The sequence below is a fragment of the Bordetella tumulicola genome (genome assembly GCF_965138755.1).
Classification (GTDB): domain Bacteria; phylum Pseudomonadota; class Gammaproteobacteria; order Burkholderiales; family Burkholderiaceae_B; genus Bordetella_A; species Bordetella_A tumulicola.
Map to the genome: position 1 here is coordinate 1 of NZ_CBCSFP010000001.1, position 25,524 is coordinate 25,524.

At 56.5% G+C, this 25,524-nt stretch carries 28 protein-coding genes; 15 read left to right on the top strand and 13 right to left on the bottom strand.

Annotated elements, in window-relative coordinates; translation table 11 throughout:
* Positions 1-326 precede the first annotated feature (326 nt).
* The 4 genes from ACNAZS_RS00005 (at position 327) to ACNAZS_RS00020 (ending at position 4,039) form a co-directional block, all read left to right on the top strand.
* Positions 327-1,055: a hypothetical protein gene (locus ACNAZS_RS00005; protein ID WP_415784896.1), complete on the top strand. Its 729-nt coding sequence runs from the start codon at positions 327-329 to the stop codon at positions 1,053-1,055.
* Between the two features lie 184 nt (positions 1,056-1,239).
* Positions 1,240-2,094 carry a hypothetical protein gene (locus ACNAZS_RS00010; RefSeq protein WP_415784898.1) on the top strand — a complete coding sequence of 285 codons (855 nt, stop codon included), beginning with the start codon at positions 1,240-1,242 and terminating at the stop codon, positions 2,092-2,094.
* Between the two features lie 102 nt (positions 2,095-2,196).
* Positions 2,197-2,799 carry a hypothetical protein gene (locus ACNAZS_RS00015; RefSeq protein ID WP_415784900.1) on the top strand — a complete coding sequence of 201 codons (603 nt, stop codon included), beginning with the start codon at positions 2,197-2,199 and terminating at the stop codon, positions 2,797-2,799.
* Positions 2,800-3,148: 349 nt separating this feature from the next.
* Positions 3,149-4,039 carry a phage exclusion protein Lit family protein gene (locus tag ACNAZS_RS00020; RefSeq protein WP_415784902.1) on the top strand — a complete coding sequence of 297 codons (891 nt, stop codon included), beginning with the start codon at positions 3,149-3,151 and terminating at the stop codon, positions 4,037-4,039.
* Positions 4,040-4,189: 150 nt separating this feature from the next.
* Here the strand turns inward: ACNAZS_RS00020 and ACNAZS_RS00025 are convergent, their stop codons facing one another.
* A complete protein-coding gene (locus ACNAZS_RS00025) occupies positions 4,190-5,341 on the bottom strand; it encodes a hypothetical protein (protein ID WP_415784904.1) in 1,152 nt (383 codons plus the stop codon).
* 168 nt (positions 5,342-5,509) lie between these two features.
* Here ACNAZS_RS00025 and ACNAZS_RS00030 point away from each other — a divergent pair, with 168 nt between their 5' ends.
* Entirely contained in the window at positions 5,510-6,271 is a 762-nt protein-coding gene (locus tag ACNAZS_RS00030) for a hypothetical protein (RefSeq protein WP_415784906.1), read from the top strand.
* A 271-nt stretch (positions 6,272-6,542) separates the two neighbouring features.
* Positions 6,543-7,286 (top strand): SDR family NAD(P)-dependent oxidoreductase, encoded by a 744-nt coding sequence (locus ACNAZS_RS00035; RefSeq protein ID WP_415784908.1) that lies wholly within the window; start codon positions 6,543-6,545, stop codon positions 7,284-7,286.
* A 191-nt stretch (positions 7,287-7,477) separates the two neighbouring features.
* On the opposite strand, the gene ACNAZS_RS00040 is transcribed toward ACNAZS_RS00035, so the two are convergent.
* The 5 genes from ACNAZS_RS00040 to ACNAZS_RS00060 all read right to left on the bottom strand — a co-directional run bounded on the left by ACNAZS_RS00040 (position 7,478) and on the right by ACNAZS_RS00060 (position 11,432).
* Positions 7,478-8,122 carry an HD domain-containing protein gene (locus tag ACNAZS_RS00040; protein ID WP_415784910.1) on the bottom strand — a complete coding sequence of 215 codons (645 nt, stop codon included), beginning with the start codon at positions 8,120-8,122 and terminating at the stop codon, positions 7,478-7,480.
* A 222-nt stretch (positions 8,123-8,344) separates the two neighbouring features.
* Positions 8,345-8,785 (bottom strand): DMT family transporter, encoded by a 441-nt coding sequence (locus ACNAZS_RS00045; RefSeq protein ID WP_415784912.1) that lies wholly within the window; start codon positions 8,783-8,785, stop codon positions 8,345-8,347.
* Between the two features lie 2 nt (positions 8,786-8,787).
* Positions 8,788-9,732, bottom strand: coding sequence for an alpha/beta fold hydrolase (locus ACNAZS_RS00050; RefSeq protein WP_415784914.1), 945 nt, complete (start codon positions 9,730-9,732; stop codon positions 8,788-8,790).
* Positions 9,733-9,779: 47 nt separating this feature from the next.
* Positions 9,780-10,412 carry a TetR/AcrR family transcriptional regulator gene (locus tag ACNAZS_RS00055; protein WP_415784916.1) on the bottom strand — a complete coding sequence of 211 codons (633 nt, stop codon included), beginning with the start codon at positions 10,410-10,412 and terminating at the stop codon, positions 9,780-9,782.
* A gap of 216 nt (positions 10,413-10,628) precedes the next feature.
* Positions 10,629-11,432 (bottom strand): helix-turn-helix transcriptional regulator, encoded by an 804-nt coding sequence (locus ACNAZS_RS00060; RefSeq protein ID WP_415784918.1) that lies wholly within the window; start codon positions 11,430-11,432, stop codon positions 10,629-10,631.
* Between the two features lie 45 nt (positions 11,433-11,477).
* Between ACNAZS_RS00060 and ACNAZS_RS00065 the strand changes: the two genes are divergently transcribed.
* Positions 11,478-13,100, top strand: coding sequence for an MFS transporter (locus ACNAZS_RS00065; protein ID WP_462935897.1), 1,623 nt, complete (start codon positions 11,478-11,480; stop codon positions 13,098-13,100).
* A 24-nt stretch (positions 13,101-13,124) separates the two neighbouring features.
* On the opposite strand, the gene ACNAZS_RS00070 is transcribed toward ACNAZS_RS00065, so the two are convergent.
* Positions 13,125-14,327, bottom strand: coding sequence for an RNA-guided endonuclease InsQ/TnpB family protein (locus tag ACNAZS_RS00070; protein ID WP_415784922.1), 1,203 nt, complete (start codon positions 14,325-14,327; stop codon positions 13,125-13,127).
* A 137-nt stretch (positions 14,328-14,464) separates the two neighbouring features.
* Between ACNAZS_RS00070 and ACNAZS_RS00075 the strand changes: the two genes are divergently transcribed.
* Positions 14,465-14,971 (top strand): GNAT family N-acetyltransferase, encoded by a 507-nt coding sequence (locus tag ACNAZS_RS00075; RefSeq protein ID WP_415784924.1) that lies wholly within the window; start codon positions 14,465-14,467, stop codon positions 14,969-14,971.
* A 24-nt stretch (positions 14,972-14,995) separates the two neighbouring features.
* On the opposite strand, the gene ACNAZS_RS00080 is transcribed toward ACNAZS_RS00075, so the two are convergent.
* Both ACNAZS_RS00080 and ACNAZS_RS00085 read right to left on the bottom strand, forming a co-directional pair.
* Positions 14,996-15,361 (bottom strand): DoxX family protein, encoded by a 366-nt coding sequence (locus ACNAZS_RS00080; protein ID WP_415784926.1) that lies wholly within the window; start codon positions 15,359-15,361, stop codon positions 14,996-14,998.
* Between the two features lie 16 nt (positions 15,362-15,377).
* Complete coding sequence (locus ACNAZS_RS00085; protein WP_415784928.1) at positions 15,378-16,250, bottom strand: NmrA family NAD(P)-binding protein; 873 nt, start codon at positions 16,248-16,250, stop codon at positions 15,378-15,380.
* 311 nt (positions 16,251-16,561) lie between these two features.
* Here ACNAZS_RS00085 and ACNAZS_RS00090 point away from each other — a divergent pair, with 311 nt between their 5' ends.
* The 4 genes from ACNAZS_RS00090 to ACNAZS_RS00105 all read left to right on the top strand — a co-directional run bounded on the left by ACNAZS_RS00090 (position 16,562) and on the right by ACNAZS_RS00105 (position 19,465).
* Positions 16,562-17,029 carry a winged helix-turn-helix transcriptional regulator gene (locus ACNAZS_RS00090; RefSeq protein ID WP_415784930.1) on the top strand — a complete coding sequence of 156 codons (468 nt, stop codon included), beginning with the start codon at positions 16,562-16,564 and terminating at the stop codon, positions 17,027-17,029.
* Positions 17,030-17,179: 150 nt separating this feature from the next.
* A complete protein-coding gene (locus ACNAZS_RS00095; RefSeq protein ID WP_415784932.1) occupies positions 17,180-17,974 on the top strand; it encodes an amino acid ABC transporter substrate-binding protein in 795 nt (264 codons plus the stop codon).
* Positions 17,975-18,009: 35 nt separating this feature from the next.
* Entirely contained in the window at positions 18,010-18,663 is a 654-nt protein-coding gene (locus tag ACNAZS_RS00100) for an amino acid ABC transporter permease (protein ID WP_415784934.1), read from the top strand.
* Between the two features lie 49 nt (positions 18,664-18,712).
* Positions 18,713-19,465 carry an amino acid ABC transporter ATP-binding protein gene (locus ACNAZS_RS00105; protein ID WP_415786969.1) on the top strand — a complete coding sequence of 251 codons (753 nt, stop codon included), beginning with the start codon at positions 18,713-18,715 and terminating at the stop codon, positions 19,463-19,465.
* Positions 19,466-19,543: 78 nt separating this feature from the next.
* Here the strand turns inward: ACNAZS_RS00105 and ACNAZS_RS00110 are convergent, their stop codons facing one another.
* Positions 19,544-20,194, bottom strand: coding sequence for a LysE family translocator (locus ACNAZS_RS00110; RefSeq protein WP_415784936.1), 651 nt, complete (start codon positions 20,192-20,194; stop codon positions 19,544-19,546).
* 28 nt (positions 20,195-20,222) lie between these two features.
* The gene (locus ACNAZS_RS00115) at positions 20,223-20,414 is read right to left on the bottom strand and encodes a YqaE/Pmp3 family membrane protein (RefSeq protein ID WP_415784938.1); all 192 of its coding nucleotides are present in this window, start codon (positions 20,412-20,414) and stop codon (positions 20,223-20,225) included.
* A gap of 201 nt (positions 20,415-20,615) precedes the next feature.
* On the opposite strand from ACNAZS_RS00115, the gene ACNAZS_RS00120 reads away from it, so the two are divergent.
* The 3 genes from ACNAZS_RS00120 to ACNAZS_RS00130 all read left to right on the top strand — a co-directional run bounded on the left by ACNAZS_RS00120 (position 20,616) and on the right by ACNAZS_RS00130 (position 22,269).
* Positions 20,616-21,533: a DUF808 domain-containing protein gene (locus ACNAZS_RS00120; RefSeq protein WP_415784941.1), complete on the top strand. Its 918-nt coding sequence runs from the start codon at positions 20,616-20,618 to the stop codon at positions 21,531-21,533.
* Between the two features lie 108 nt (positions 21,534-21,641).
* Positions 21,642-21,938, top strand: a complete 297-nt coding sequence (locus ACNAZS_RS00125; protein WP_415784944.1) for a hypothetical protein — start codon at positions 21,642-21,644, stop codon at positions 21,936-21,938.
* 100 nt (positions 21,939-22,038) lie between these two features.
* Positions 22,039-22,269: a hypothetical protein gene (locus ACNAZS_RS00130; RefSeq protein ID WP_415784946.1), complete on the top strand. Its 231-nt coding sequence runs from the start codon at positions 22,039-22,041 to the stop codon at positions 22,267-22,269.
* A gap of 70 nt (positions 22,270-22,339) precedes the next feature.
* Here the strand turns inward: ACNAZS_RS00130 and ACNAZS_RS00135 are convergent, their stop codons facing one another.
* Together ACNAZS_RS00135 and ACNAZS_RS00140 are read right to left on the bottom strand one after the other, a co-directional pair.
* Complete coding sequence (locus tag ACNAZS_RS00135; protein ID WP_415784948.1) at positions 22,340-23,968, bottom strand: FAD-dependent oxidoreductase; 1,629 nt, start codon at positions 23,966-23,968, stop codon at positions 22,340-22,342.
* Positions 23,968-25,479, bottom strand: coding sequence for a polyamine aminopropyltransferase (locus tag ACNAZS_RS00140; RefSeq protein ID WP_415784950.1), 1,512 nt, complete (start codon positions 25,477-25,479; stop codon positions 23,968-23,970). Before ACNAZS_RS00140 ends, ACNAZS_RS00135 begins: the two co-directional genes overlap by 1 nt.
* Positions 25,480-25,524: the final 45 nt, after the last annotated feature.

Here is a 25,524-nt window from a genome sequence, read left to right on the forward strand (position 1 = left end):
GCCAAGCCCCTGAAGCCCCCGACACGAACTCGCAGCGGTGGCATGCCTTTTAGCTGTGGGTTTTGATTTTATTTTGCTGATATACCCTCTGGTGAGTCGGAGGGTTTTTTCATCTTGGGGTTCGGTCGGGTTGTGTTGTTCAGTGTGGTTTGCTCATTATGTCGGTTTTAGCGAGCAGCCGCCTCGGGCTGCAATCGGCCAAATCGGACTTTAGATGGATGGCCCTAGATCGGTAACAATAGGGCGCAGTTGCAAAGCATTGTGGCGAACTCCTCACCTACTGCCGGAAGGCGAGTAATCAGCATCTTCGCAATATCGAGGAATCAGTGGAAAAACGAACCGCCGTTTCGATAGCCGTGTTTAGTGTCATATCCATTGGATTCTTTGCGGTCGGCGTCCATGTCGGCCTTAACGCGGAACAATGGGCTGCGTGGATACAGGCGATAGGAAGTATTGGCGCAATTTTGGCTGCGGTTGGCGTCGTTCAATATCAGCGCCAAAATGAAATCCGACGTGCCGCAGAAAGAGAGCGCCTCTCCTTTCAACGGAAAATGTATGCCATGAGAGCTCTATTCATGGAGATAGCTCAGCGCTGTCACACTGTCGCAGGAAAGGTATATGGCGATCACATTACTTGGGAACTAGAAAAAACCCATTTGCAAGAGGCACGGGCGATGCTGACTGCATTGCCAGTTTTCGATATACCGGACTCCGGCCTCGTCATGAGGATCATGACCATCGTCACCGGATTGCGGACAGCAGAGGCCATGGCAGAAGCAATGAAAACACCTAGGTCAAAATCGGTTCGAGATCACATCGCATCAATCTTGCTGACCCCACACGATCAGTGCTTAGAAGCGATCGTCGAAGTGACTAACCAGCTGGCGAGATGTAGTACAGAGAAAGAGCTTGAATTGGCTTGGCAGTCGTTCGAACGATTTAAAGACAATATGCAGCTAGCAAAAAAAGTGATGGCATCGCAACAGCAGAAATCTAAGAGTGAACCTTCAGATTCAGTTATCAAGGAGCCGTCAGATAAACAGAACGTCTCTTGAGGGTCGAATTCAGACAGTCGCGAAAGACTGCTTTCGACCCAAAGCTGACGATGGGGGCTAGTTCTCAAAATAGTCAATGATTTGCCGCCGCTTGCGCCTTGACAGAACCACGCCGTTAGAGAATCTAACCCCCGCCTCCTTTCGGGTTATAGTGCGTTCCGTTACTTAAAGTTTCATATTCCATATGGCGAAGGCACCGAGGGGCGAAAAGCGAAAGATCGAAGTTGCTGCGTCACTTTGGATTGATCTGCTAGGTTATGGCTCCATTCTCGAAGCGGCACAGTGGGATCCGACTTCCGAGCGGTCCGAAGCCGCGCTTGCGCGTATTGTGGAGTTCCAGCGCCTGATCACGAAACACTCCAACAGGCACTTTCCGACGTTCGTCATGAATGATGGAGCGATAGTCTTTCGGGATATGTCGCCGCGGAGTAGTGGAGTCACGTTCGACTTTCTTAAGCGCGCTATTGCCCTGCATCGTGAAGTCAACGATGTTGATCGTTCGGCGGGGTATCCCGGAGCTCGCGCAGTTCTAGCCGTTGGCTTCCGTGTTCGACGTAACATCAGCTTCGCGTCGCGCCTGCAAAGTGGTGAGGGCAAAAGAATCAAAGAGAAGCTTGCTGATGGCTCGATGGACTCCGAGCAAGCAATTAACCACGCGCTTAAGGTGCGGCATCATGCGGATTCAACTCCCGAACTCCAACATAATTACGCTATGACTAAAGCCTATCTGGCGGATTCTGGGGGGGCGAAGAAAGGCTTCAAGGGCCCAAACCTTTTCCTCGATCTGACTATGTTCCAAGACAAACTGCCGAACTGGATCACATTCACAGCGCAGACGAAATGGGCTGAGCGCGGGATGTCGGGAACATTCGGCACGTTCGAGTCGCTAGACACAGTGACCGCAAACCAAGAGGGGTTTTCGGGGATGCGCGATGCATTTGAGATTGCAGAAGCGCTATCACCAAATCCCGACATTGTTAAGCTCATCCGAATGACCCGAGTCGGCGACCTTCGAAAGAGGCATGCCGATAAGATTTAAAAAGTCGATCGGGGACGTCATAGCGCTCTGCTTGTCTAGCTTTAGGCGTAGCTCACTTTGATATTAGGCCTACATCACACACTGTCGGTAAAGTGGAGAATCATGGATTGGCTCACGTTCGTCAGCAAGGTAGTCGACTCTTTAGCATGGCCAGTAGCGGGTGTTCTCCTTGGCCTCATCTTCCGTAAGAAGCTACTTCACCTTATCCCATTGCTACGCAAGGTGAAAGCCGGTCCATTGGAAGCGGAATTTGAGATAGCAACAAAGCATGTGCTCGAAAGTACGGTTGATCTGGCCCCTAAGCAATCCACCCCAGAGATCCCTCAAACTGGAGCCAAACCAAGCGTTGAGGACCCAGCGGCGAAGTGGCTTACGGCAAGATCTGAGCCAACAGCAACGATCATCGAAGGTTGGTCAACACTGGATGGAGAACTGCACAAGCTTGGGCGGCAGACTGGACTTGTGGTCGATCCACTCGAGAGTCAACAAAAGGTCTATAACTCAATCCTGAGTTCGGACGTGCTTCCAGTCAGAACCAGGCAACTGATACAGAGTCTTCGACAGCTGCGAAATCAAGTGGCGCATGCCAACGTCATCCCCACCCCTGAATCCGCACAGGATTATCTGCTATCCGTCGAGCGTGTAGTCGAGCTCATACGCAACTATCGGAAGAATCTGCCTGGCTACACGGCCGATGTTCGCTAAGCCAAGCAGAAACTTGATGAGGTTCAATGTCAAATCGCGAAACCCGGCACAGCTCAAACGTTGATGGCTCTGCCTTCACTCGACCTCACTGGCTGTTGCTGGCGGGAAGCCGGTGCTGATGAAGGCGAGCTATCGACCCATAGCTGTCATTTCCAATGGCCTGTGCCGCGCGATTCGGTCAGAGGATCATCGAGCGCACTCACCTTAGCTCCCGCTTGCGAGATAATCATGAACGTAATGACCAGCCCCCTATCTGCCTTAAGTTAAATTGGCGCCAGCATAAAATTCCGGGAGCTTTGTTTTAAATCGATAAAGAGCTGCATCTTTCAATAACTTTCTTATCACACGCATGACTAAGCCAGTATATTCTCCCATTGCTCTTCTCGACGACGCCATCGCTAGCGCCGCATTCGCAATTGCACCGGAAAAGGCTACGGAGTTGGCAAACGATCCACGGGTCGCGGAATTTGGCCTAGTTCTATCTGCGGATTCCGGATGCACCATTAGAGTTGATATAGACACCAAAGAGGCAACTCTTCCTGTTTTTGCGATGGAATATCTCTGGTGTTTTTCATTTCTAGTTTTGGCGCTTGTTGAGGAATATCAGGGCGCCCAGTCAGGTGGGAAAGAAACGATTGACTTGCGCACTTCTCCGCAAGTATCTCAGGCGGTAGATATGTTGAATTGGTCGCATGCCCGGATGCGCCAGGGCGGCGGCTCTCCATGGCCTGAGGAATTTCCGAAGCCAGAGAAAAATCCTGCTCAGTCCGACATAGCGTACTCAGTTAACCAGATTTTTTTGTCCGCGATTGCCTGGATTATTCATCATGAAATTGCTCACATCCGCCTGGGACATGGGATCGAAACTACCTATTCCGTTCAAGAGGAGACAGCGGCGGACGACGAGGCAACAAAGAGGATATTTTCCGAAAATCTAAATGACGACGTTCTTTTGAAGCGGCAATTAGGCATGGCGGTGGCGCTGCTCTCCCTACAGTTCTTGGAAGAACCGCAAGGAAAAGATAGCAGAGTAGAGTCACACCCGCCCTCTGTGGACCGGCTATTTCGATGCTTTGATATAGCGGGCGTGGCCCAAGATGGTTTTATCTGCGCGTTGACGACCGTAGCACTTCAGTTTCAGTTGGCTAATTTGGATATCAAGACGCCATTAGACGGAAATTCTTGGAGCAACATAATGGCCGATGCCTTGATTTCGTTCACGACTGCCGGTCGAGATTGACATGCTGGCGGGCACGGATTTACGGAATCTTTCTTTCGAAATTTCTGAGAGTCTACGTCTGCTCATGGCCGAAAGGTGATACTGGATAGATGGTGGCATTCGACCCGTTGTGGCCGGTCGAGCCCCTCTCCCCCCGAATGAATAACTGGCTTAAAGCGTCAACGGATCAACGATGCGCTGCTCTATCAGCTCCTGCGATCCGAAGCAGATGAGATCTTCGCGCTGATTAGAGGGAAGATTCAATTTGGGTGCGTAAAAAGATGAGGGCAAGCAGTTTCTCAGTTCGATCGTGAATAGCTGGTTGCAGTACGCCGCAAGTGTGCCGCCTCCGTGAAAAAGAGGAAACGGGCCAAACCGTACGCTGAATAGCACTAAATTCGCAGCTACCGCTTGTAGACAGTTCCACAAAGTCGCGTCGGCGAAATTTGATCGCCGGTCATGTTTGGTTTTGTTGTATGCGTCGTACCACGGTAGAGACTTTGTCGGCGCCGTTGCTGACCAACTATCGAACGGGCATATCGCTGCTACGGCTGCATATCGTGGCAGCGAAATTTGGTATTCGGTAAGATGAAGCGGTCCCAACAGTTTCACGTAATCATTCGTTCTGAAATCCCCTCGTGCGGGCGTTGCAACATTTGCAATCCGCAGATATTCCATCCATGCGTTTTCCACTTCTGTGCATGCAAGGATCAGAAGTTCTCGAGCTTTATGACTATGTGTTTGTAGCGTGCTCGACGAGGGTTCAACGAAGTGGAGCAATTCATCCAGTCGTTGAATCAGCAGCAAAAGGGCCTGCTCTGCCACGCGAAGATCGTATACGGTTGCCGACAGACCCTGCAAGATTTCATCAGAGTAGTACAAACCTGGTCGCCAAACGCCGTGGACCGTGTGACCGACGTCACAATGTATTGGCTCAACGTCAATCGCACCAAAAGTTCTATCTATCCATTCGCCGAGAGTACCTGACTTGGCCTGAGTGACGGTAAGGCCGGTCGATACTACCCACAAGCCTTTATCCTTGCCGAAGAAATGGACGAAATGCGTGTCAGTTTCATATGCGATTCCTCGAGGCTCCTTGTGATGAAAGGGAACCCAGCCGGGAATTGTATGTTTAGTGATGCGATAGGTAAGCGCCTGCATGTCGTCCCTCAGGTTCAAGGAGTGGGCATCGTAACGACTAAGGTAATCCACGTCATATTCTGGCCATAGGGACAGCGTCCGTTTCTGGCTGGAAGCCGTCGGTGCTGGAAGATCGTTTCCGACCCATTGCCGCCATCCAGATGCAAGCCCTAAAGCAGTCATTCAGTCTAGCTACAAGCCGATTTCACAAACATGCGTACTCATTGCGCATAAGCCTGCTCGGAGGGTGGGCTATAGTGCTTAAACGAATTCGCTCACAGGCCTAATCAGCGGCCGCCTCCGGCGCAATACCGCCCCGCGCCGCCAACATTAGGCTTGATACTCAGATATATGAACTCGACACTCACGGAAGCATGCAGCAATTACCGCGCTTACATGGAGCGTATACTCCACCCAGTAGCCTCCGAATTCTTGAGCAAAATAAACAATAACTCTATTACTTTGCACGATGCCTTTGGAGTAAACCTATTTGTCGCCCATGCCGTTGACTATATACATGCAATCCGAAAAGCCGATGGCTTAAATGAAGGGCGCGCTGCCTTCGTAAAAGAGTTCGACCAACACTTTGGAGTAGCTGGAGCCCGCTTTCGCGACAGGAAGTTTGAACTTATTGACGCCATTAATAACTCGCTCAAGCATGTGCAACTCGACGAGAAGAGATACAAGAACATAGTCGATCAATACGGTTCAATTTCATTCAAATGCCTTGCTCCAGAAGATGGGCGGGTACTTTGTTTCCTTGATGGATATAGATTCGACTATGCTCGGTCGATCCTCCGTCCGGCAATTCGTGCACTTTCAGGATGGAATTTCGATGATAACTCCGAGGTCCTGGATTTTGCGCGCGGAAACATTCACATCGCGCATGACGAAAGTATGCCCTCTTATGATTACTGGGAGGATCCTATCGACCAGATGATTGAATACTGTAATCCGAATTGCGACGATTGTGAGGAGCCTGAGGGTACCTGCATGTGTGCCACCTACGTTTTTGACGGCAAGCAAGGGTCGTTCGAACCGCGCTTTGATTCAACGTTTAACTTTGATCACGTAATGTCCCGCATTTCTGGCGCATATAAAGCAGGTAGGTAGGTGCTGCGCTCATTAGCGGCAAGACGAATGATGGATGATTTCACACTAACTGGATGGTTAAGGTGAAGCTAAGATCCCTCGCTTTCGTCTCCGGCGCAGCTTACCTTTTGCATTGAGTGTCTGCGTCTTGATTACGCCAACGACGGTTTTTGGCCGCAAGCCGCCTTTGGTGATTGACGGCTCCCGGCCAAAAACGGCCATCAAGTTAAACTGCCAAATTGTGTCCTACGCCTACGATGAATAGCCCTTTACTCTTGATATCGATACGTCTATGAAGTCCTCATGTCCTGTTGCTCTCGTCACCGGTTCTACTTCAGGTATCGGTGCCGCCATCGCTCGACGGCTATCAAACGAGGGATTCGCTATCATCTTGCATTCGCGCAGCTCAGTCGATGCTGGACATGCGTTGGCCAGAGAGTTAACCACGGCCGCTTATGTGCAAGCCGACCTGGCTAATGAGGCGGACCGGCAGAGGCTCGTCCGCGAAGCAATTGCCATGTGGGGACGGCTCGACGTGTTGGTCAATAACGCTGGCGTCAGTCGCGTAATCCCGCATGCTGATATGTTGGCAGCCACGCCAGCTGCGTGGCAGGAACTGCATGAAGTAAATGTCGTTGCCCCATTTCGTTTGGTGGCGCATGCGGAATCTGCGCTCCGTGATGCTGCTGCGCGAGGAAAGCCTGGTTGCGTCATTAATGTTAGTTCGCATGCTGGCGTCAGACCAAAGGGCGCGTCCATTCCTTACGCGGCGACCAAGGCTGCGTTAAACCATGTGACCCGGTTACTTGCTCTTTCGCTTGCCCCGCATATCCGAGTGAACGCTGTCGCACCAGGCCTGGTCGATACGCCTATGACAGCGGACTGGACGCAGGCACAGCAAATTTGGAAAGAACAGGCGCCCATGCGTCGGGCGGCTAGCCCAGAAGACATTGGGCAGGCTGTTGCAATGCTGGTCGCCTCAGACTACCTGACGGGCGAGATCCTACTGTCGGATGGTGGCTTAAACCTCACATAGCCAACGCGTATCAATCGGCCAGCTGTTTTATTGATCGTCCGCTTCGGGTCGTGATCGCCTGCGAGCTGTTATCTCACTACTCCGCACCACCAAACCCCTACAGCATATTCTTAATCGACGTTACATAGCGCCGAGAAGTCGTCGCAATTTACGGAGAGATTGCGCGGTATTGAGACCGCTATCGCAGCGGATTAAATTTCGTCTGTGAATTCGTCCAGAAATCGCTGCAACCGGTCATGCCGAATCTTGGCCATACGTGCGCCAGTCGCCGTTTGGAAATTCGTCGCTAGTTTTAAAAGCTTCGTTCGGAAGTGATCGATCGCGTATCGCGTGTCATCAAGGGGCCGCTCCGATGCGTGTGGATCGGCCGGGTTATACAAAGCACTGCCCATCCGGCCGGCGACGTAAAAGCATCGCGCCACTCCTAACATTCCGATCGCGTCGAGTCGATCAGCATCTTGTAGCGTTTTTGCCTCCAATGTCGTCGGTACGAGATCGGCGGAAAAACTATGCGTCTTCACCGCATGCGCCACTGCCTGAATCTTGGTTTGCGGCCAATCGAGGGTGGTCAGTATTTCAGTAGCCTTTTCGGCTGATAGTTGCGATGCATGCGCGCGCAATGGTGAATTTTTCTCTACCGATACGCAGTCGTGGAGTATCGTTGCAGCAAACAACACTTCGGCATCTCCGCCTTCCTCTGCATGTATAGCCGCCGCGTTCTTCCAGACACGTTGTAGATGTGAGATGTCATGGGATCCGTCGCCACTAGGCTCGTTCGAATGAGCCAGCAAGGTCTTGGCCAAATCCTGAAATGGTACGAAGGCAACTGTCGTCACTGATGGATTCCGTTAAAAAGCGAGGTTTTGATTATCACCCAGGATTGATTTGGAAAAATCCGGCAATAGGGACTTCGAAACGCCTGTACTGCCTAAAGCAACTTGAGCAGACTCATTTCTAAGCGTTCAAACCGAGTTGTTCAACACAATAACTAGGCACGCATGTGCAAGCACATGCGTGGGAGGGCTATGCAGAGATTTCCCAACGGACTTGGCGGAATTTTAAACACTCATTAACACTGCTCCGGCAAGAAGCAGACCCGCTGCCGTCGTCCGCTGAAAGCTGAAGGGTTGTACTGCCATCTCAAACCAGCCAAGTCGATCCAATGCCATAGCGGCGATCACCTGCCCGGCCATGACCAACGCAATCATGTTGGCAGCGCCTATGCGCGGAGCGACGGCAGTGGTCGCAGACAGCACGACAGCTCCGCACAGCCCTCCGGTCCAGGCCCACCAAGGAAGACCGGTCATTTGCGATAGTCTTGGCCATGTTTTGCCGGACGCGAGCGCGACGCATGCGAGTATCGCTGCCACCAGCAATGCAGAGAGAGCTGCCGCCCAGAGAGGGCCTCCTATTGCGCGTCCTAAGCGAGCATTGACGAGCGCCTGTAAGGGAAGCATTACTCCGGCAGTCATAGCGAGGAGAAAGAAGAACCAAGACATCGCTATTTCCCTTGCTGCTTGCCGAAAAAATCCACCAGCAGCTCGGATACGTGATTTGAAGCTTCTTCTGGAAGGAAATGTCCGGCGTTCAAGATCACGTCACCTTGCACATCTTCCGCCAAAGACTGCAATGCATCTACGATACGATCCCCGACTCCTCGCTCTGCGCCTACAGCCAGCACTGGAATGTCGAGTCGCTTCTCAGCGCGAAGGCGGTTTGCGGCAATTCCTGTGGGTGAAAGTGCTGACTGGTAGTAACCAGTCACCGCTCGCAATGCACCGGGAGCCGCAAGCTGACGCGCGTAGATCGCGATGTCTTCGGCTGTAATTGTCCAGGGCTGAAGTGCTTTCGCGCGAAACAGCCAAGTGAGAAAAACCTCTTCGCGGCCGGCTATTAGTAACTGAGGAAGTTCGTCGAGTTGGTTGAAAGAAAAATGCCAACTGCGCAGGTTTGCCTCCTCGGCAGGCAGATCACTGCGCGGGGTTGAAAGTCCGGGTATTAGAGCGTCAAACATTGCGACGCGACGAATGTCCGAGCGCCAGTCAGCGGCCCATGCATAGGCGATCCAGCTGCCCACGTCGTGTCCGACGACGTCGATTGGTCCGTTCTCGAACAGCCCAATCTTCGCTGCAAAATGGTGCAGTTCAGTGGAGACTGTGGCCATATCGTAACTACCCACTGGCGCGTCACTTTCCCCCATACCCCGAGGATCGACTGCAATGACCCTATAACCTGCGTCAGCCAACTGGGGCATCACGTAGCGCCATGCATACCAGCTCTGTGGCCAGCCCGGAATCAGCAGAACGGGGGGGCCTTCGCCTCCCTCTAAGTAGTGAAGGTTAACGTCACCAACCCGAGTACTCGCATGGCGAAATCGTTGCCAGAAATCGGTACGCATCATGAAATCTGCACCGACATGCTCAGGTTGTCTTGAATGAACACTCATAACTGCTCCTTAAATGGAATTGAACGTTTCCTAATTGGTGAAATTTTTTAGAGCAGCCGCATTAACTCGGCAACCATTCCAACCATAGTGCTGGTTTCTGATCCGGTTTTCCCTAGTATCCGCATACCTTGTTGAAGTGTCAGGAGGAGCTTCGCCATGTTGGCGGCATTGACCTTCGTACGAATGGAACCGTCCATCTGTCCTTCTTCGATGAGACGCAGGAGCTGTTCTTCTTGCCTAGCCTGCTGTGCAGCGATCAGATCGGAAATCTCGTTGTCGGCCAGAGAAAGTTCAACCGCACTCTCGATGACTAAGCATCCCGTACGACCAGTACCCTCACTACTCAGTAGGGCATACTGAGTGAGTAAAGTTTCGATTTTTTTCTTGCCGGAACGCTCGCTCGCTAAGCAAGCAGCAATCGCCTCGCTGCGCTGTGTCATGTAGCGATCAAGCGCTGCTAGAAAAAGCCCTCGCTTGTCGCCCCATGCCTTGTAGATGCTGCCCGACGTCAACCCTAGGCATGCATTCAGGTCCGAGATAGAGGTGCCGTGGTACCCATACTCGCTAAAGCGAGTGATTGCTTTGTTCAGGGCTGCATCCGTATCAAACTCGCGAGGCCGACCAGGGCCGACAGGAACTTCCGTTTTTTGATTCATATCATCATTATAGGAAACAATCATTTCCTAATCAAGCGGCAGCAAATAACTAAGCATCCTTCTGCTCGAAGGGGCCACGAGGGTAACAATACAGAAAAGAGCGCCGCAGCTCTGAAAGCGTTCGCCAGATTTTCAGGCGTTTTGGGTCAACGGCTTCCATGCTTTACCTCTCCAACGTGAACCTGGTCAGCGCTGTGAGTGCGTCTCGCACACGCACGCGTTGGTCCGGGTTCAGGATATTCAGTGACTTGCCTGTTCGACGAAGTACACCACCATCCTGAGATGCCGGTGTTCATCGACCACCAGTGTTTCATGATGGAAATCCTGGCGGCCCTTATCGGCAGTCATGACAGATCCGATTCCGCGCCGAGCTTGCTCACTATCCGGTGTCTGCCACCAGCGCCGAAAGTCGGCCGACAGCTCCTTTAAGTTTTCGACCAATGCCAGCATGGACGGATCGTTCGGCGCCACGGCGAAGTCATAACGGAACTGCGCCAGCAATTTCGGCGCATCGTCTCGCCAGGCAGGAAGGCGCCGTCGCATGTCGGGGTCGGCAAACACCATGCGCAAGATGTTGCGTATCTGCGGTTCTCGTGCTGTTAACTCGAACAAATCATCGGCCGCCGCATTCCAGGCAATGACATCCCATCGCAAATTGAGCACATAGGCGGGCCTTGTGACCAGATCATCCATCAACTGTTGGACGAGTGGCTTGACCGATACCAAGTGATGGGCCTCCGGTGGCGGTGGCCGCTGGTGAGCCAGAAGAAACAAGTGACTGCATTCGGCGTCATCGAGCTTGAGCGCATGGGCCACACTTAGCAGGAATTTCTCCGACACCTGAATGTCCCGTCCCTGCTCGAACCACGTGTACCAGGTGAGTCCCACGCCAGCCAGTGCAGCGACTTCTTCTCTTCTCAGGCCCGGCGTTCGACGCGATCCGTGAGAGGGCAGGCCGACATCGGCTGGCGTCAGTTTTTTGCGGTGCCGAGTCAGAAACTCTGATAACTCGTTCTTGGTGCGGCTGAGGCTTCGCGCTATCACGGCTATTGCCATTAGTAATAGGATAAACACTTAAATTGTAATGTGATGATATTGCCTCAACAATGTGCCTTCCGCAACCAACCCGAGCGAACCGGGAGGCGACCTTTGACAACACTTGACGATTTATCCCCTATTACCGAAGGGCTTCAGACGCATGGTGCTGCGGGCGAGAGACGCGCAGGTGCTCGCGAATGGATCGCGCTGGCACTGCTTGCGCTGCCGACGATTCTGCTCGGGCTTGATCTGACGCTGTTGCACTTGGTGTTGCCAGCGCTGGCCGTCGATCTGCGCCCGACGAGTGCGCAGACACTCTGGATCGTCGATGCCTATGGCTTCATGATTGCCGGCCTTCTCATCACGATGGGAACGCTGGGGGATCGCATTGGGCGGCGCAAGTTGCTCATGATTGGCGCGGCCGCTTTTGGGGTGGCCTCCGTGATGGCGGCCTATTCGACTAGTGCCGCCATGCTGATTGCCGCGCGTGCCGTGCTGGGTGTGGCGGGCGCGACGCTGATGCCATCGACGCTGGCGCTGATCAGCAACATGTTTGTTCATCCTCATCAACGCGCGTTGGCCATTGGGGTGTGGGCGACGATGTTTGCGCTGGGCATGGCGGCTGGTCCCGTGGTGGGGGGCATCTTGCTTGAACATTACGGGTGGGGGGCTGCATTTCTCGTGGCACTGCCGGTCGTCGCGCTGTTGCTGATGGCTGCGCCGTTTCTCCTGCCAGAGTACCGTGCTCCGCAACAAGGGCGATTGGATTTGCCCAGTGTCGCGCTGTCGCTGCTGGCCTTGCTGCCGATCATTTACGGCATCAAGCAGTCCGCAAAGGATGGGATAGGGGCGGGTGCCACGTTGGTGATCTTGGGTGGGCTAGCGTTCTTGATGCTGTTCATCCGGCGGCAACGCCGATTGAGCAGTCCTTTGGTCGACCTCAGTCTGTTCTGTTGCCGGGCATTCAGTGTTGCCCTAGTGGTGCTTTTGGTGGGTCTGATCGGTGTTGGCGGAACGATGCTGCTGGTGACCCAGTACCTGCAACTGGTAGCGGGCTTGTCACCGTTGGCGGCGGGGTTGTGGATGGGTCCCCCGGCACTCGCCATGCTGGTGGCAGGTATTACTGCGCCATTGCTTGCGAGACGAATCCGACCCGGCTATGTGATCGCAGGAGCACTGGGGCTATCTGTAGTGGGCTATCTGATGTTGACTCAACTCGGTCACGCGCGTCACGGCATCGCACTGGTAACGGCATCGTTTTCTCTGGTGTATCTCGGTTTGGGCACGATTGCCGCGCTGGGAACAGATTTGGTGGTGGGGGCCGCACCGGCCGAAAAAGCGGGATCGGCCTCGGCCATGTCGGAGACGGTACAGGAGCTTGGATTGGCTGTAGGCATTGCCACGTTGGGCAGCCTGACAAGCGCCATCTATCGCATCAAGATGGCTGGTCAAGTCCATATCCCGATGGCACAGGACGTTCAACGTGCGGTATTGGACAGTCTGGCCGGTGCCATATCGGTGTCGCAGGAACTGCCTGCCGGTGTGTTGGAGCAGGCGCAAGCCGCTTTCATGACGGGACTCAACGCGGCGGCGCTAACCAGTGCCATCGGCGTTGCTATCCTGGCTGGGGTAGCAGCGGTCACATTGCGGTATATCGGCGTTGGGGGAGCGTAGTATGGAGGTCCGCACAGAGGAGTGTTATTGACTGCTCCCTTGCCTGAAGGCAAGGGATTCCCACTTCACAGAACCGAGCCGTTGCGCATCAACACTCATGCACTCAGGTCTTACCGTTTCTCCATGGGCTAACACCGCCAGCCCGGCGGCTAATACGTTATGGGCTGCGTTGAGGTCACGGTCGTGGTCTGTGCGGCATCCCGGGCAGGACCAACGTCGCACGCTCAACGGCAACTTGGCCAAGACATGCCCGCAATGGCTGCAACGCTTGGTGGAGGGATACCAGCGATCCACGCGCACGACGTCTCGTCCAACCCAACGCGCTTTGTATTCAAGCTGTCTCACGAACTCCGCCCACCCGGCATCGCCGATGGATTTAGCAAGGCAGCGGTTTTTCCGCATGGCTGACACAGACAAGCTTTCTACGGCGATCACTTGGTTTTCGTGGATCAACCGGGTGGAGAGCTGGTGCAGGAAATCCCTGCGGGTGTCTGCGATCTTGGCATGCAGTTTGGCCACTTTCAGCTTGGCCTTGGCACGGCGAGCCGAGCCGCGTTGTTTCCTGGCCAAGCGGCGTTGGAGCTTGGCCAACTTGGCTTCATGTTGTCGAAAGACCTGTGGCGCATCGACTTTTTCTCCTGTTGAGAGGGTTGCAAAATGAGACAGCCCCAGATCAATCCCGACACCAGTCGACGCGGGCGTTTTCTGCACCACAACGTCGTCACACAGCAGGCTGACGAAGTATCGTCCTGCGGGGTCTTTGCTGACGGTGACGGTGGTGACCTTCGCAGCCTTGGGAATTTGACGGGACCAACGAATCGGGAGCGCCTCGCGCATCTTCGCCAATTTGAGCGACCGGCCATCCCAGCGAAAGGCACTGGCGGTGTATTCGGCCGATTGCGGGCCGTCTTTGCGTTTGAATCGCGCGTATCCCGTGCGTTTCGCGAAGAAATTAACGAACGCCGTTTGCAAATGGCGCAGCGTTTGTTGCAGAGGAACACTACTGACCTCGTTCAACCAGGCATAGTCCGGCGTCTTTTTCAGCGCCGTCAGTGCAGCCGAGGTCGCGCGATATCCCAGACGCTCTTGCCGCTGGGCCCAGGCCGTCGAACGAAGATTAAGCATGTGGTTATAGACCATACGCACACAACCAAACGTGCGAGCCAGCGTCATCGCTTGCTCGGGCGTGGGATAGAACCGGAATCGGTAGGCACGTTTGGTTTGCATGCCCGAGATGTTATCGACGCCAAACCTAATAACTGGGTATTTACCCAGCTATCGACTCATATCAGACCAATCCTGCAGCCTGACGGCTGCCCCCCTTTCCTCCCCGGCAGGAATGCCGAGGTTTCTCCGAGCAAGTGATGAATCCCAAAATCAGAAACGAGAGATCCACTGATATAGATGCCATCGACGCAGTGACAACGGCTGCGTTTCTCACTGCGCGCCATACGGCTCATACCGAACAGTTCATCGTCAAGGCACTGCGCAAGACTGGCAAGTTGACGATATCGTTAGTCGCAGAGCTTGGCGCGGATGTGGTCGGTCATGTGGCGATATCGCCAGTGACTATTTCCGGCGCATTTTTGGGCTGGTATGGCCTTGGCCCCATTTCGGTAGTGCCGGCGCATCAAGGTCGAGGCATCGGCTCGCTTCTCGTCCTCGACGCCCTACGTGCGTTGCGTGAACGCCAAGCAGGCGGCTGCGTCGTTCTCGGCGAGCCTGCCTATTACGGTCGCTTTGGCTTTCGAACTGAGCCGGGTCTCGTCCTGCCGGATGTGCCACCAGAATACTTTCAAGCGCTTGCTTTCGCTGAAGTCATGCCGTCTGGTGTGGTCTCGTACGACGAATCGTTCAATGCGCGTACCTAGTGACACGACAAGCAGATCCTTGCGTTAGCTTGGTTCGGTTGGCGCCATCCGTTTGCGCCAACTTATCCAGACGACCACAAGTGACAATGTCGCTACGACCAGTGGTGGCACAGTGTGCCCGTATTCGCCGTGGATGATGACGGTCGCGAGGGCGGCCAGCATGACAAGGCAGCCGAGCGCCGAGCCTAACAGGCGGCTCGACGCCCGAAAAAGCAGAATGGCCGCAGTGAGTTCCAGCGATCCAGTCACGAAATGGAACCAGCCCGGATAACCCCATTTCAGATATTCCTCGTAGATGGGTTCCGGGGCGAAAATGTTGCTCAGTGAGCCCACGACGAAGAACGCCGCAAGAGCTAAGGGTAAGGCTTGGCGCCAAGAAATTTTAGACATGTGTCGACCCGTGGACCTACGCCGTAGCGGCCTGCTGGGCCGCCGAGAAGACATCGCGAGCGGAGGTCGCGCCTCGGACATGCTCCGTACCCGCGACCCCGAGGTCCATACAGCCCGAGTTGACGGCGTCATACATCGCTTCTGCCGGGCCTGTTTGGCCCTTCGGAATGCCGAATTGCTCAAACGCGGCCGACCAGTCGGCCCGTGGGATAGGAAGAGCTTTGACGTCGACCTTCAAGACTTCACCCCATTGGGCCGCTATTTCATCGGCGCTGACCATCGAACCGAGTTCGATGATCCGATGCTTCAACCATCCCGGCCCGGTCAGAAGTGCTGCAATCTCGGCACCGATATCATTGGTCGCGACCATGGTCGATTTCCGATCTGTCGGGTTGTAGTAGACGGGGAGCGTACCGCCCTGGGCAACATGCAGGCCGTAGAGGAAGTTCTCGAAAAACGCACCGGCACGCACATAGGCGGTGGGCAATTTCAGATCGCGAAATCCTTGTTCCAGAAGCGACAGAGCCGTGATTATCCCCAGCCCGCTGGTTCTATTTGCACCCATTGATGAGAGCGCGACGACCCGCGGCGGTGCCGCCTGGGCAAGCGCATCGAGGTAGTTTGCAATGACAGCCTTGGCTTCTGTGTAGTCAGGCGAAGGCGCCCATACAGGCGGCAGCATGAAAAATGCACCTTCGACATGTTTAAGCGCCATCGCAATAGCTACCGGATCATTCCAGTCGCCGTCCACCAGTTGCACGCCTTCGTCGGCCCACTTTGCTGCTTTTTCACGATTCCGGACGAGCGCGCGCACTTCTTTGCCTTGTGCTAACAGGTGTTTTGCCGTTGCACCGCCAACTTTTCCCGTAATTCCCATAACTAAAAACATGAGGGTTCTCCTGATCTTTAGGATTTCGTACATAAAGGTCAACTAACAGGCAGGAATTCCTGCCGATATGCTTTAGTTGAAGTAAGTGACTCCAAGCCCCAGTCCCGCTCAATCGCCGGACGGTGAAGCCGCTCCAGACGTGGTCCATGTGTATGCCGGAGCCTGTGACGAGAGGGCAGACGGAAACAGAGGGGGACATGGAGACTTTATGAGTGGAAGACTTCGGCTTAGGGTAGGTCTACTATAGAGACCTCTGCCGAGTACCGTAAGGAGGCAGTTTTTAGTAACCAGCAAATTTCGAGGGGTTCCCTATGAGTAATGCCTTGAAGGCGATCGAAAGATTCAGCCAATATCCATTAGGCGAATCCCAATCCGTGCATTGCCCGGTTCGAGACGTGCTCGACCGTATCGGCGACAAATGGAGCATGCTCATCATCATGGCTCTCGCGATGCGACCACACCGCTTCAGCGAGCTTCACCGCGCTGTCCATGACATTTCCAAGCGCATGCTCACCCAGACTTTGCGCGATTTAGAGCGCGATGGGCTGGTCACCCGTCATGTCTTTCCGACCAAGCCGCCGAGCGTTGAATATCGATTGGCGCCGCTGGGCCAATCGCTGCTGGAACCGATGGCGAGCCTCATCGATTGGGCGGATCGTTGCTATGGCGATATCCATGCTGCACGCGCCCGCTTTGACGGCACGCCCGATGATGCCCCACGGCAGGTTTTCCCTGCTGGGTCGAAAGCGCTGCCTGACAGCACCAACCTGCCAGGGTGACCTGCTGAAACCTGCATACTGTTCATGGTCTACCAGCCGGGACTCATCGCCGCGGCTTGCCCCGGGTGCTGGCTTATAATCCTGGGTTCGGCTTTTGCTTGGCCATTTCTCCTTCCTTACTTCCTGGCGCTTTTTAGCGCGTGACTCATCATGAAAAAATTGACCGCCGCTCTCCTGGTCTGCACGACTTCGCTTCTTGTGGCTTGTGGCCAAAAAGATGAACCGGCCCCTCAGGCGGCGGCTCCTGCGCCAGTTGCGCAAAAAGTGATCGTCGGGCTGGACGATAATTTCCCGCCGATGGGTTTTCGGGATGACAAGAACGAGCTGGTCGGTTTTGACATCGACATGGCCCGCGAGGCGGCCAAGCGGATGGGTGTTGAGGTCGAATTCAAGCCGATCGACTGGAGCGCCAAGGAGGCCGAGTTGAACGGCAAGCGCGTGGATGCGCTGTGGAATGGCCTGACCATCACCGAAGAGCGCAAGAAGAACATCGCGTTTACCGCGCCTTATATGGCGAACCATCAGATCATTGTGGTGGCAAAGGACTCGCCTGTGCAGACCAAGGCGGATCTGGCCGACCGCGTGGTGGGCGCGCAAGACGGCAGCAGCGCGGTGGATGCGATCAAGAAGGACGACGCCGTGGCCTCCAGCCTGAAAGAGATCAAGCTGTTTGGCGATAACGTGACGGCGCTAATGGATTTGTCGACGGGCCGTCTGGATGCGGTGGTGGTGGACGAGGTGGTGGGCCGTTATCTGGCCAGCAAGCGCGAAGGGCAATACCGTGTGCTAGAGGAAAATTTTGGCACGGAAGACTACGGTGTGGGTCTGCGCAAGGAAGACACCGCCTTGTTGGCCAAGCTCGACGAAACGCTGAATGCGATGAAAAAGGACGGCTCGGCTGCCAAGATTGCGCAGCAATGGTTCGGCGCCGACATTATCAAATAAGCTTGCGCGTTCGAGAGGGCTGACGAGAGCACCGCATGGATTACATTTTCTCCCTGCTGGGGCCGATGGCGCAGGGCGCGAAAACGACCCTGACGCTGTTTGTCATTACGCTGGTGCTGGCCGTGCCCCTGGGGCTGGTGCTGGCGCTGGCGCGTATTTCGCATTGGCGCTGGTTGAGCCAGTTGGTCAATGGTTATATCTGGCTGATGCGCGGTACGCCGCTGATGCTGCAGATGCTGTTCATCTATTTTGCGTTGCCTTTTGTGCCGGTGGTCGGCGTGCGGTTGCCCGATTTTCCGGCGGCGATTGTGGCCTTTGCGCTGAATTATGCGGCGTATTTTGCCGAGATTTTCCGCGCGGGCATTCAATCGGTCGATCGTGGGCAGTACGAGGGCAGCAAGGTCCTGGGCATGACGTATTTGCAAACGCTGCGGCGCATCGTGCTGCCACAGATGGTGCAACGCGTGTTGCCGCCGATGAGCAACGAAACGATTACGCTGGTCAAGGACACGTCGCTGATTTACGTGTTGGCGCTGAATGATATTTTGCGCACGGCACGCGGGATTGTGCAGCGGGATTTCACGACGACGCCTTTTTTGGTGGCGGCGGCGTTTTATCTGTTGATGACGCTGTTGTTGACCTGGTTGTTCCAGACGATGGAAAAACGTTATGCCAAGTACGATCAGTAATCCGTCGACGGCAATGGATGCGGCGCAGGACGGCAATGGGCGTCCGGTCATGATTGCCGCGCACCAGGTCAGCAAGTCGTTTGGGTCGGTACGGGTGCTGGACAATGTATCGTTGACGCTGCGCAAGGGCGAGGTGGTGGCGGTGATCGGCCCATCGGGCTCGGGCAAGAGCACGTTCTTGCGTTGCCTGATCCATCTGGAGACGATCGATCAGGGCAGCATCGAGATTGAGGGCGAGGCGATGGCGACGGCGGTGCCGAGCGGTCCGAGCCGCTATGCGCGCGACGCCGAGGTACGCCGAATCTGTCGCAAGATGGGGATGGTGTTTCAGTCGTTCAATCTCTTTGCGCACAAGACGGTGCTGGAAAATGTGATCGAGGCACCCATCACGGTGCAGGGCGTGGCGCGGGATCAGGCGATTGCCAAGGCCGAGGTTTTGCTGCGCAAGGTCGGCCTGCTGAACAAACGCGACAACTACCCCGCGCGTTTGTCGGGTGGGCAGAAGCAGCGGGTCGCGATTGCGCGCGCGCTGGCGATGGAGCCGGACATCATGCTGTTCGATGAGCCGACGTCTGCTCTGGACCCGGAGTTGACGGGCGAGGTGTTACGGACGATGCGCCAACTGGCGGACGAGCATATGACGATGCTGGTGGTGACGCACGAGATGGGATTTGCGCGCGAGGCGGCGCATCGTGTGATCTTTATGGACGAGGGTCGTATCGTCGAAGAGGCGTCGGCACAGGCGTTCTTTCTGGCACCGAAGCAGGAGCGCGCCCGAGCGTTCTTGGGACAGATGCTGTAGGGTTTTTGCCGGCAGGCTGGTCTGCACCTTGTCCGTGCGCGCTTGAGGTCTGGCGAGCGGCGTCGCCGCCCGCCACGATCATTTTTTGTGAGGGCCAGAGAGGGCCGCCACGACACCCAGCCCAATCAGCATGGCCCCACCCAGATAACGATCGATATTCAGATAGCTGCGGCTGGTGCGTAGCCATTGGCCTACGGCGCCGGCCGCGAACGCGTAGCAGGCATCGCTGATAAAGCCAAGGACGATGAGCAGCGCGCCCAGGATGAGGATCTGGGAGGCGATGTGGCCTTGGCTGGGGTCGGTGAATTGCGGCAAAAAGGCGAGGAAAAATAGCGCGGTCTTGGGATTCAGGAGATTGATGATGAATCCGTCGCGATAGAGTGCGCGCAGGCGCCGTTTGGGGATGGATGTGTTGGCGGCGGCCGCGGTGGGACGCGTGTAGATTTTCTTGAGGCCCAGCCAGATCAGGTAGGCCGCGCCCGCGTATTTGACGAGATTAAACGCCAGTGCCGAAGAGGCCAGCAGCGCGGAGAGACCGAGCGCGGCAGCGATGACGTGGACAAGGGTCGCCGTGTGGATGCCCAGGTCCGAGACCAAGCCGGCTTTTTTGCCTTGCTCTACGGATTGGGCAATGATGTAGAGCACTGCAGGGCCCGGGATGACCAGTAGTACGAGTGCGGAACCGGTGAAGAGCAACAGGTTTGCGGTACTGGGGACAACAAATTCCATGCTTGCCTCCGTCCACCCCGGCGCGGGATTAGCGCGAGCCCAGGGCGTCTTTGATTTTTTTGTCGGTGTTGTATTGGCTGAGGGCGTAGACGGCCCAGATGGCCGCCGGAATCCAGCCGATGAGGGTGATCTGCAAGATCAGGCAGATGATGCCGGCGATGGGACGGCCAATGGTGAAAAAGGCCAGCCAGGGCAGCAATAGGGCAATGAGTAAACGCATGATGATGGCACTTGGGTGTGAAAATTTCGAAAAGTGAGTTTACACGGCCAGCGAGGGGGTTCTGTTGCCAGACGTAGCCTTGCACGCAGTGTCTCATGCGACCGCAGAGGTATTTTCGTGATGATTCTCGCGTGAGTTTTACCGCGAAATGGCCTGTAGGCCTGTAAAATCCGGGCTCTTGCTTCAAAACTGGGGTCTTTTATGGCCGGTAGCAGCTTTTTTGCGTTGTTTGATGACATTGCGACCATTTTGGATGACGTATCCGTCATGACCAAGGTCGCGGCCAAGAAAACGGCCGGTGTATTGGGCGACGATCTGGCACTGAATGCGCAGCAGGTCTCGGGCGTATCGGTCAATCGCGAGCTGCCGGTGGTCTGGGCGGTATTCAAGGGGTCGTTGCGCAATAAGTGCATTTTGGTCCCCGCGGCGCTGTTGATCAGCGCCTTTGCGCCCTGGGCGGTGACCCCCTTGCTGATGGTGGGCGGGGCGTTTCTCTGTTTTGAGGGCGCCGAAAAGCTGATCCACAAATTTTTGCCGCATGACAGCACACCGGATGGTAATCATCAGGCACGCGCGCAGGCGCTGCAGGACGAGCGCGTGGATATGGTGGCGTTCGAGCGCGAGAAAATCAAAGGCGCGGTACGTACCGATTTTATTCTGTCGGCCGAAATCATCGCGATTACGCTGGGCGCTGTCGCGGGGGCAGACTTTACCCGTCAGGCGATTGTGGTGACGACGATTGCGTTGGCCATGACAGTGGGTGTGTACGGTTTGGTCGCGGGGATTGTCCGCCTCGACGATCTCGGGCTGTATCTGCGTAGCAAGGGTTCGGCTGCCGCCCGCGGTCTGGGCAGCATGATTGTGCAGGCCGCACCGTATTTGATGAAGACGCTATCCGTGGTAGGGACGGCCGCCATGTTTATGGTGGGCGGTTCTATTCTGACGCATGGTATCGGGCCCGTGCATCACGGGATCGAGTACGTCAGCCAACTCGCGTCATCGACGACGTGGGTGCAGGCCGTGGTGTCTACACTGCTGAATGCTGTGTTTGGCATCGCGGCGGGTGCGTTGCTGGTCGGTGTGATCTCGGTAGGCAAGCGACTGTTTCGGCGGCGGTGATTCGAAATCGATCGTATCCCATATTTACGTTTTGCCCAGAGGGACGGCGCTATGCTAGTCCGTAAATAATAAGAAATATTTTTACAGCAAGCGGTAGGGAGCAAGCGCATGTCAAATAATGATCGACATACCGGGCCCGACCAGAGAAAGCGTGATCTGCGTGATGCGGGCAGCGCTGTTCAATCGGCAGTGGAGCAGGGCCGAGAAATATATAACCGGGAGTCCGGCCAGTGGGGCGCGCATGAACCCGACTATGGGCGACCTTATGGCGAGCACCCGGAACATCAGCCTGTGTGCGGACCCAATCGTCATGGGCCGCAATACGAAGAAGGAGGGCGTTACCCCGGTACCCGAGAAAATGACGAGGAAATATCGCTGAGCGGTCGCCGCGAAGATTCAGGGTAGACCTACTCGGATCGGTATCCGCCGCGGCCTCAATGCGGTCTTGACGCAGCTTCAAGGTAGCGGATCTTGGAATAATGATTTGCCCAGACAGGAGAGCACGATGAACCTCAGCTTGCATGTTCCCCCGCCAAAGCCCAATCCAGATCCGCCCGTTATTCCTCCGGAAATCCCGCCCGAGGCGCCGCCGGAGGCTCCACCCGCCGATCCGCCTGCGGACCCGCCCATTGTGCCGCCCGAGCATCCCGATACGGATGAACCGGACGTTGATCTGCCTCCTGCAGAGCCGCCTGTCCGGCACAACACGGCGCTGGCGGGGTGCGCCCAATATTAAAATTCAGCATAGGCGGCAACCCCGGTTGCGCGATATCGCGAGTGAGTACGGGGAGTTGCAGCAAGGTCGTTTAGCTATTGCCGCCAAGTATTTTGGTGGCAGCCGTGACACCCCACCAAGACGCCTCTTCAAATACGGAGTATCCGGAGAGGTCCGCATGGGCAAACAGCACGGGGCCGTTGACTGCGCGTAGCGCGGCGAGTCCGGGATTATCGAGGTAACCAGGGACCGGCGTTGCCATGGCGTGTCCCCGTACCGTGATGTCCAGGCGATGCGCATGTTTCCAGAAGGTGTCGCCGTAGGCGGTCAGCAGGTCGCTGGACACCTCGTCGCGCAGCGCCTGCGGGCTGGCGTTGGTCAGCCATTGACGGGCCTCGTTGGGCGTGAAACGGCTGAGGGCGTGGTACGCCGTGAAGACGGTGCGCGGCGTGGGCGCGACGCGTAGCAACTGGTGGGTCGAGACGACGTAACCGAGCGCCTTGCCTTGGTAGACGACGTTATCCCAAGAAAGCGGTTCGCCGTGGATCTCTTGGGGGTAGCTGTTCATGTGGAAATTGGACACCAGCCAGGCGGCGCGCGGGCTGGCGTGCACGGCGGGATCGTAGCCATAGGCGCGGATGTCGGGCAGGACGTGTTGCGCCACGAATAGTGGCATGGCGCAGACGGCGCGCCGGGTTTGCAGTGCGTAGGCCGATGCGGTGCCGTTGATGCAGAGCACGCGCGGGCCGGCTGCGGTGTCCTCGAGACGGGCGGCGGTGCCGGGCAATAGCCAGTCGGCATGGCCGAGTTTGCGGGTGATGGCATCGCGCATCATGCGAGACAGCGAGGCCAGGCCGGCCGGCCACGTCAACACGGCGCCATCGGCGGCATTGGCTGCGTGGCCGTCGCGGCTGGCAAAGTAATGCAGGCCGGCCCAGGCGGAAACCGTATCGATGCCGGCGCCATAGTCGTCGCGACAGCAGTAGTCCAGATACCAGCGCAGGGCGGGTGAGGTGTAGTGTTCTTTATCCAGCCATTGCCGCAGGGTGAGTGTGTCGAGTGCGCGCCAGGCGGGGTCGTTTGATGACAGGGCGAGGGGGATGGCAAAGACATTACGGCCGTCTTGGCCGTGTGCCGTGCTCAGCGTCTGGGTATAGGCTAGAAACCGCCGGTGCTGGGCCACGTCGGCGTCCGGCAGGCCCGTCATGGGCAGCAGGCTGTCTTCCCAGCGACCATTGCGCAGCAGGCGCTCCTGGGGCGAATGAGCCAGTATCGTTTCGTCGTAATAGGGGTGGGTGGTATCGCCGCCGTGTTCGATGATGCCAAAGTCGGCCAGCATTTCCCGGACGTGGGTGGATTGCATCGAGGGCAGGGGCAGGTAGTGCGCGCCCAGCGGGTAGTCGAGGCCTTCGACGTGCCCGCCGGCGGCGTTGCCGGCGAACTCGGGCCCCTGGACCACCACGAATTGCCGGTACCCCTCGCGGGCGAGTTTCCAGGCGCAGGACAGGCCGGCGATCCCCGAGCCAAGGATGGCAACGTCGTGATGTCGCGTGGCGGTGGCTTGCGGCGTCGGCTCGGTGGCATCGCGCAGACGGTGACCCACGGACATGCCCGGGTAGTCGACGCGGGCGGGGATTTCGGTGACGCGGGACCGATAGTAGCCCGCGGCACCCGCGGCGGCAGCGATGGCCGTGGTGAGCAGGAAGCTGCGGCGGCGCACTAGCGAATGACCTTGCGCCAATCCTCGTCGAAGTAGCGTACGAGGGATTGTTCGTTGAGTCGATTCGGCGGCATGGCGAGCGCGGGCATGTCCGACGGGAAATGAAACAGCTCCTTGACGGTGGCGCTGTCCAGGTAGCGGGTGGGCACGGTGAGCGTGTCGGGCGGCGTGTAGTCGGCGCGTTTGCCTGCCAGGATAAATCCCCAGTCGCCGAACGACGGCACGTAGACGTGATAGGGCCAGGTGTGCAGGCCCGCTTCTTTCAGGGTGGCGTCGATGCTCCAGAATGAGCGCGGCGCAAAGTAGGGCGAGGTGGACTGGATCACCATATAGCCTTTCTCGGCCAGGTGCCGCGCCATCAGGTGATACACCGGTACAGAGTACAGGCGGCCCAAGCCGAAATTCGACGGGTCCGGAAAGTCGACCACGATGTAATCGTAGACTTCGGTGTGTGTTTCCAGCCAGCGGCCGGCGTCTTCGTTGATGACGGTGACGCGCGGGTCGTTGAGCGCGTTTTTGTTCAGGTCAACCAGAGGGGCGGACCGCTGGAACAGGCCCGTCATGGCGGGGTCGAGATCGACTAGGGTGATGTGCTCGACGTGCGGGTATTTCAGGAGCTCGCGCACGGCCAGGCCGTCGCCGCCACCCAGAACCAGGACGTTACGGGCCCAGGGCAGGGTTTGCAGGCCGGGATGCACCAGGGACTCGTGATAGCGGTGTTCGTCGCGTGAGGAAAACTGCAGGTTGCCGTTGATATACAGGCGCAAGTCGTCATTCCAGCGGGTGATGGCCAGACGCTGGTAGGGGGTGTTTTCTGCGTGGATGACTTCGTCGCCGTAGAGGCCTTTTTCGGCCCAGGTGGTCATTTTCCCGGAGTAAAGGAAACCCAGGCTCAGCAGACCCAAAATAACGGCGCAGCGCAGGGCGCGCTCGCCGGGGCGGCGCACCTCGGTCCGAAAGAGCCAGGTGGTCCACAAGGCGACGCCGGCATTGAGCATGCCAAACAGAAAGCTGGTGCGCAGCAGGCCCAGACGGGGCGCCAGGAGCAAGGGGAACACCAGTGAGACGGCCAGGGCGCCCAGATAGTCAAAGGTCAGCACGCGGCTGACGATCTCGCGGAACTCGGCTTTGCGCTGATTGAAAATGCGCATGACCAAGGGGATTTCCATGCCGACCATCAGGCCGATTATGAACACCCCGGCGTACAGGGCGGCGCGAAACGGGGCGGATAACCAGGCGAACACGAGAAAGAGTGCCGCGGCGGACACGCCCCCCAACAGCGCGACGAGCATTTCGACGTCGATAAATCGCGTCAGCACGTCTTCGTCCTTGATGTACTTGGATAGCCAGGAGCCGATGCCCATAGCAAACAAATAACAGCCAATGACGGACGAGAACTGCAGAATGGAATCACCCAGCAGATAGCTCGCCAGCGCGCTGCTGATGAGCTCGTAGCCTAGGCCGCAAGAGGCGACAATCAGTACCGATAAAATGAGAATGCGGTCGCGCATGGATTTTCCGGGCAAGGTGCGCGCAGTATATCGAACCATGCGGCG

Excerpts from the sequence above, each read along its gene's own strand:
- ACNAZS_RS00010 (WP_415784898.1), top strand. The coding sequence starts at position 1,240 with ATGGCGAAGGCACCGAGGGGCGAAAAGCGAAAGATCGAAGTTGCTGCG.
- ACNAZS_RS00015 (WP_415784900.1), top strand. The coding sequence starts at position 2,197 with ATGGATTGGCTCACGTTCGTCAGCAAGGTAGTCGACTCTTTAGCATGG.
- ACNAZS_RS00020 (WP_415784902.1), top strand. The coding sequence starts at position 3,149 with ATGACTAAGCCAGTATATTCTCCCATTGCTCTTCTCGACGACGCCATC.
- ACNAZS_RS00025 (WP_415784904.1), bottom strand. The coding sequence starts at position 5,341 with ATGACTGCTTTAGGGCTTGCATCTGGATGGCGGCAATGGGTCGGAAAC.
- ACNAZS_RS00030 (WP_415784906.1), top strand. The coding sequence starts at position 5,510 with ATGAACTCGACACTCACGGAAGCATGCAGCAATTACCGCGCTTACATG.
- ACNAZS_RS00035 (WP_415784908.1), top strand. The coding sequence starts at position 6,543 with ATGAAGTCCTCATGTCCTGTTGCTCTCGTCACCGGTTCTACTTCAGGT.
- ACNAZS_RS00045 (WP_415784912.1), bottom strand. The coding sequence starts at position 8,785 with ATGTCTTGGTTCTTCTTTCTCCTCGCTATGACTGCCGGAGTAATGCTT.
- ACNAZS_RS00050 (WP_415784914.1), bottom strand. The coding sequence starts at position 9,732 with ATGAGTGTTCATTCAAGACAACCTGAGCATGTCGGTGCAGATTTCATG.
- ACNAZS_RS00055 (WP_415784916.1), bottom strand. The coding sequence starts at position 10,412 with ATGATTGTTTCCTATAATGATGATATGAATCAAAAAACGGAAGTTCCT.
- ACNAZS_RS00065 (WP_462935897.1), top strand. The coding sequence starts at position 11,478 with ATGATATTGCCTCAACAATGTGCCTTCCGCAACCAACCCGAGCGAACC.
- ACNAZS_RS00070 (WP_415784922.1), bottom strand. The coding sequence starts at position 14,327 with ATGCAAACCAAACGTGCCTACCGATTCCGGTTCTATCCCACGCCCGAG.
- ACNAZS_RS00075 (WP_415784924.1), top strand. The coding sequence starts at position 14,465 with ATGAATCCCAAAATCAGAAACGAGAGATCCACTGATATAGATGCCATC.
- ACNAZS_RS00080 (WP_415784926.1), bottom strand. The coding sequence starts at position 15,361 with ATGTCTAAAATTTCTTGGCGCCAAGCCTTACCCTTAGCTCTTGCGGCG.
- ACNAZS_RS00085 (WP_415784928.1), bottom strand. The coding sequence starts at position 16,250 with ATGTTTTTAGTTATGGGAATTACGGGAAAAGTTGGCGGTGCAACGGCA.
- ACNAZS_RS00090 (WP_415784930.1), top strand. The coding sequence starts at position 16,562 with ATGAGTAATGCCTTGAAGGCGATCGAAAGATTCAGCCAATATCCATTA.
- ACNAZS_RS00095 (WP_415784932.1), top strand. The coding sequence starts at position 17,180 with ATGAAAAAATTGACCGCCGCTCTCCTGGTCTGCACGACTTCGCTTCTT.
- ACNAZS_RS00100 (WP_415784934.1), top strand. The coding sequence starts at position 18,010 with ATGGATTACATTTTCTCCCTGCTGGGGCCGATGGCGCAGGGCGCGAAA.
- ACNAZS_RS00105 (WP_415786969.1), top strand. The coding sequence starts at position 18,713 with ATGATTGCCGCGCACCAGGTCAGCAAGTCGTTTGGGTCGGTACGGGTG.
- ACNAZS_RS00110 (WP_415784936.1), bottom strand. The coding sequence starts at position 20,194 with ATGGAATTTGTTGTCCCCAGTACCGCAAACCTGTTGCTCTTCACCGGT.
- ACNAZS_RS00115 (WP_415784938.1), bottom strand. The coding sequence starts at position 20,414 with ATGCGTTTACTCATTGCCCTATTGCTGCCCTGGCTGGCCTTTTTCACC.
- ACNAZS_RS00120 (WP_415784941.1), top strand. The coding sequence starts at position 20,616 with ATGGCCGGTAGCAGCTTTTTTGCGTTGTTTGATGACATTGCGACCATT.
- ACNAZS_RS00125 (WP_415784944.1), top strand. The coding sequence starts at position 21,642 with ATGTCAAATAATGATCGACATACCGGGCCCGACCAGAGAAAGCGTGAT.
- ACNAZS_RS00130 (WP_415784946.1), top strand. The coding sequence starts at position 22,039 with ATGAACCTCAGCTTGCATGTTCCCCCGCCAAAGCCCAATCCAGATCCG.
- ACNAZS_RS00140 (WP_415784950.1), bottom strand. The coding sequence starts at position 25,479 with ATGCGCGACCGCATTCTCATTTTATCGGTACTGATTGTCGCCTCTTGC.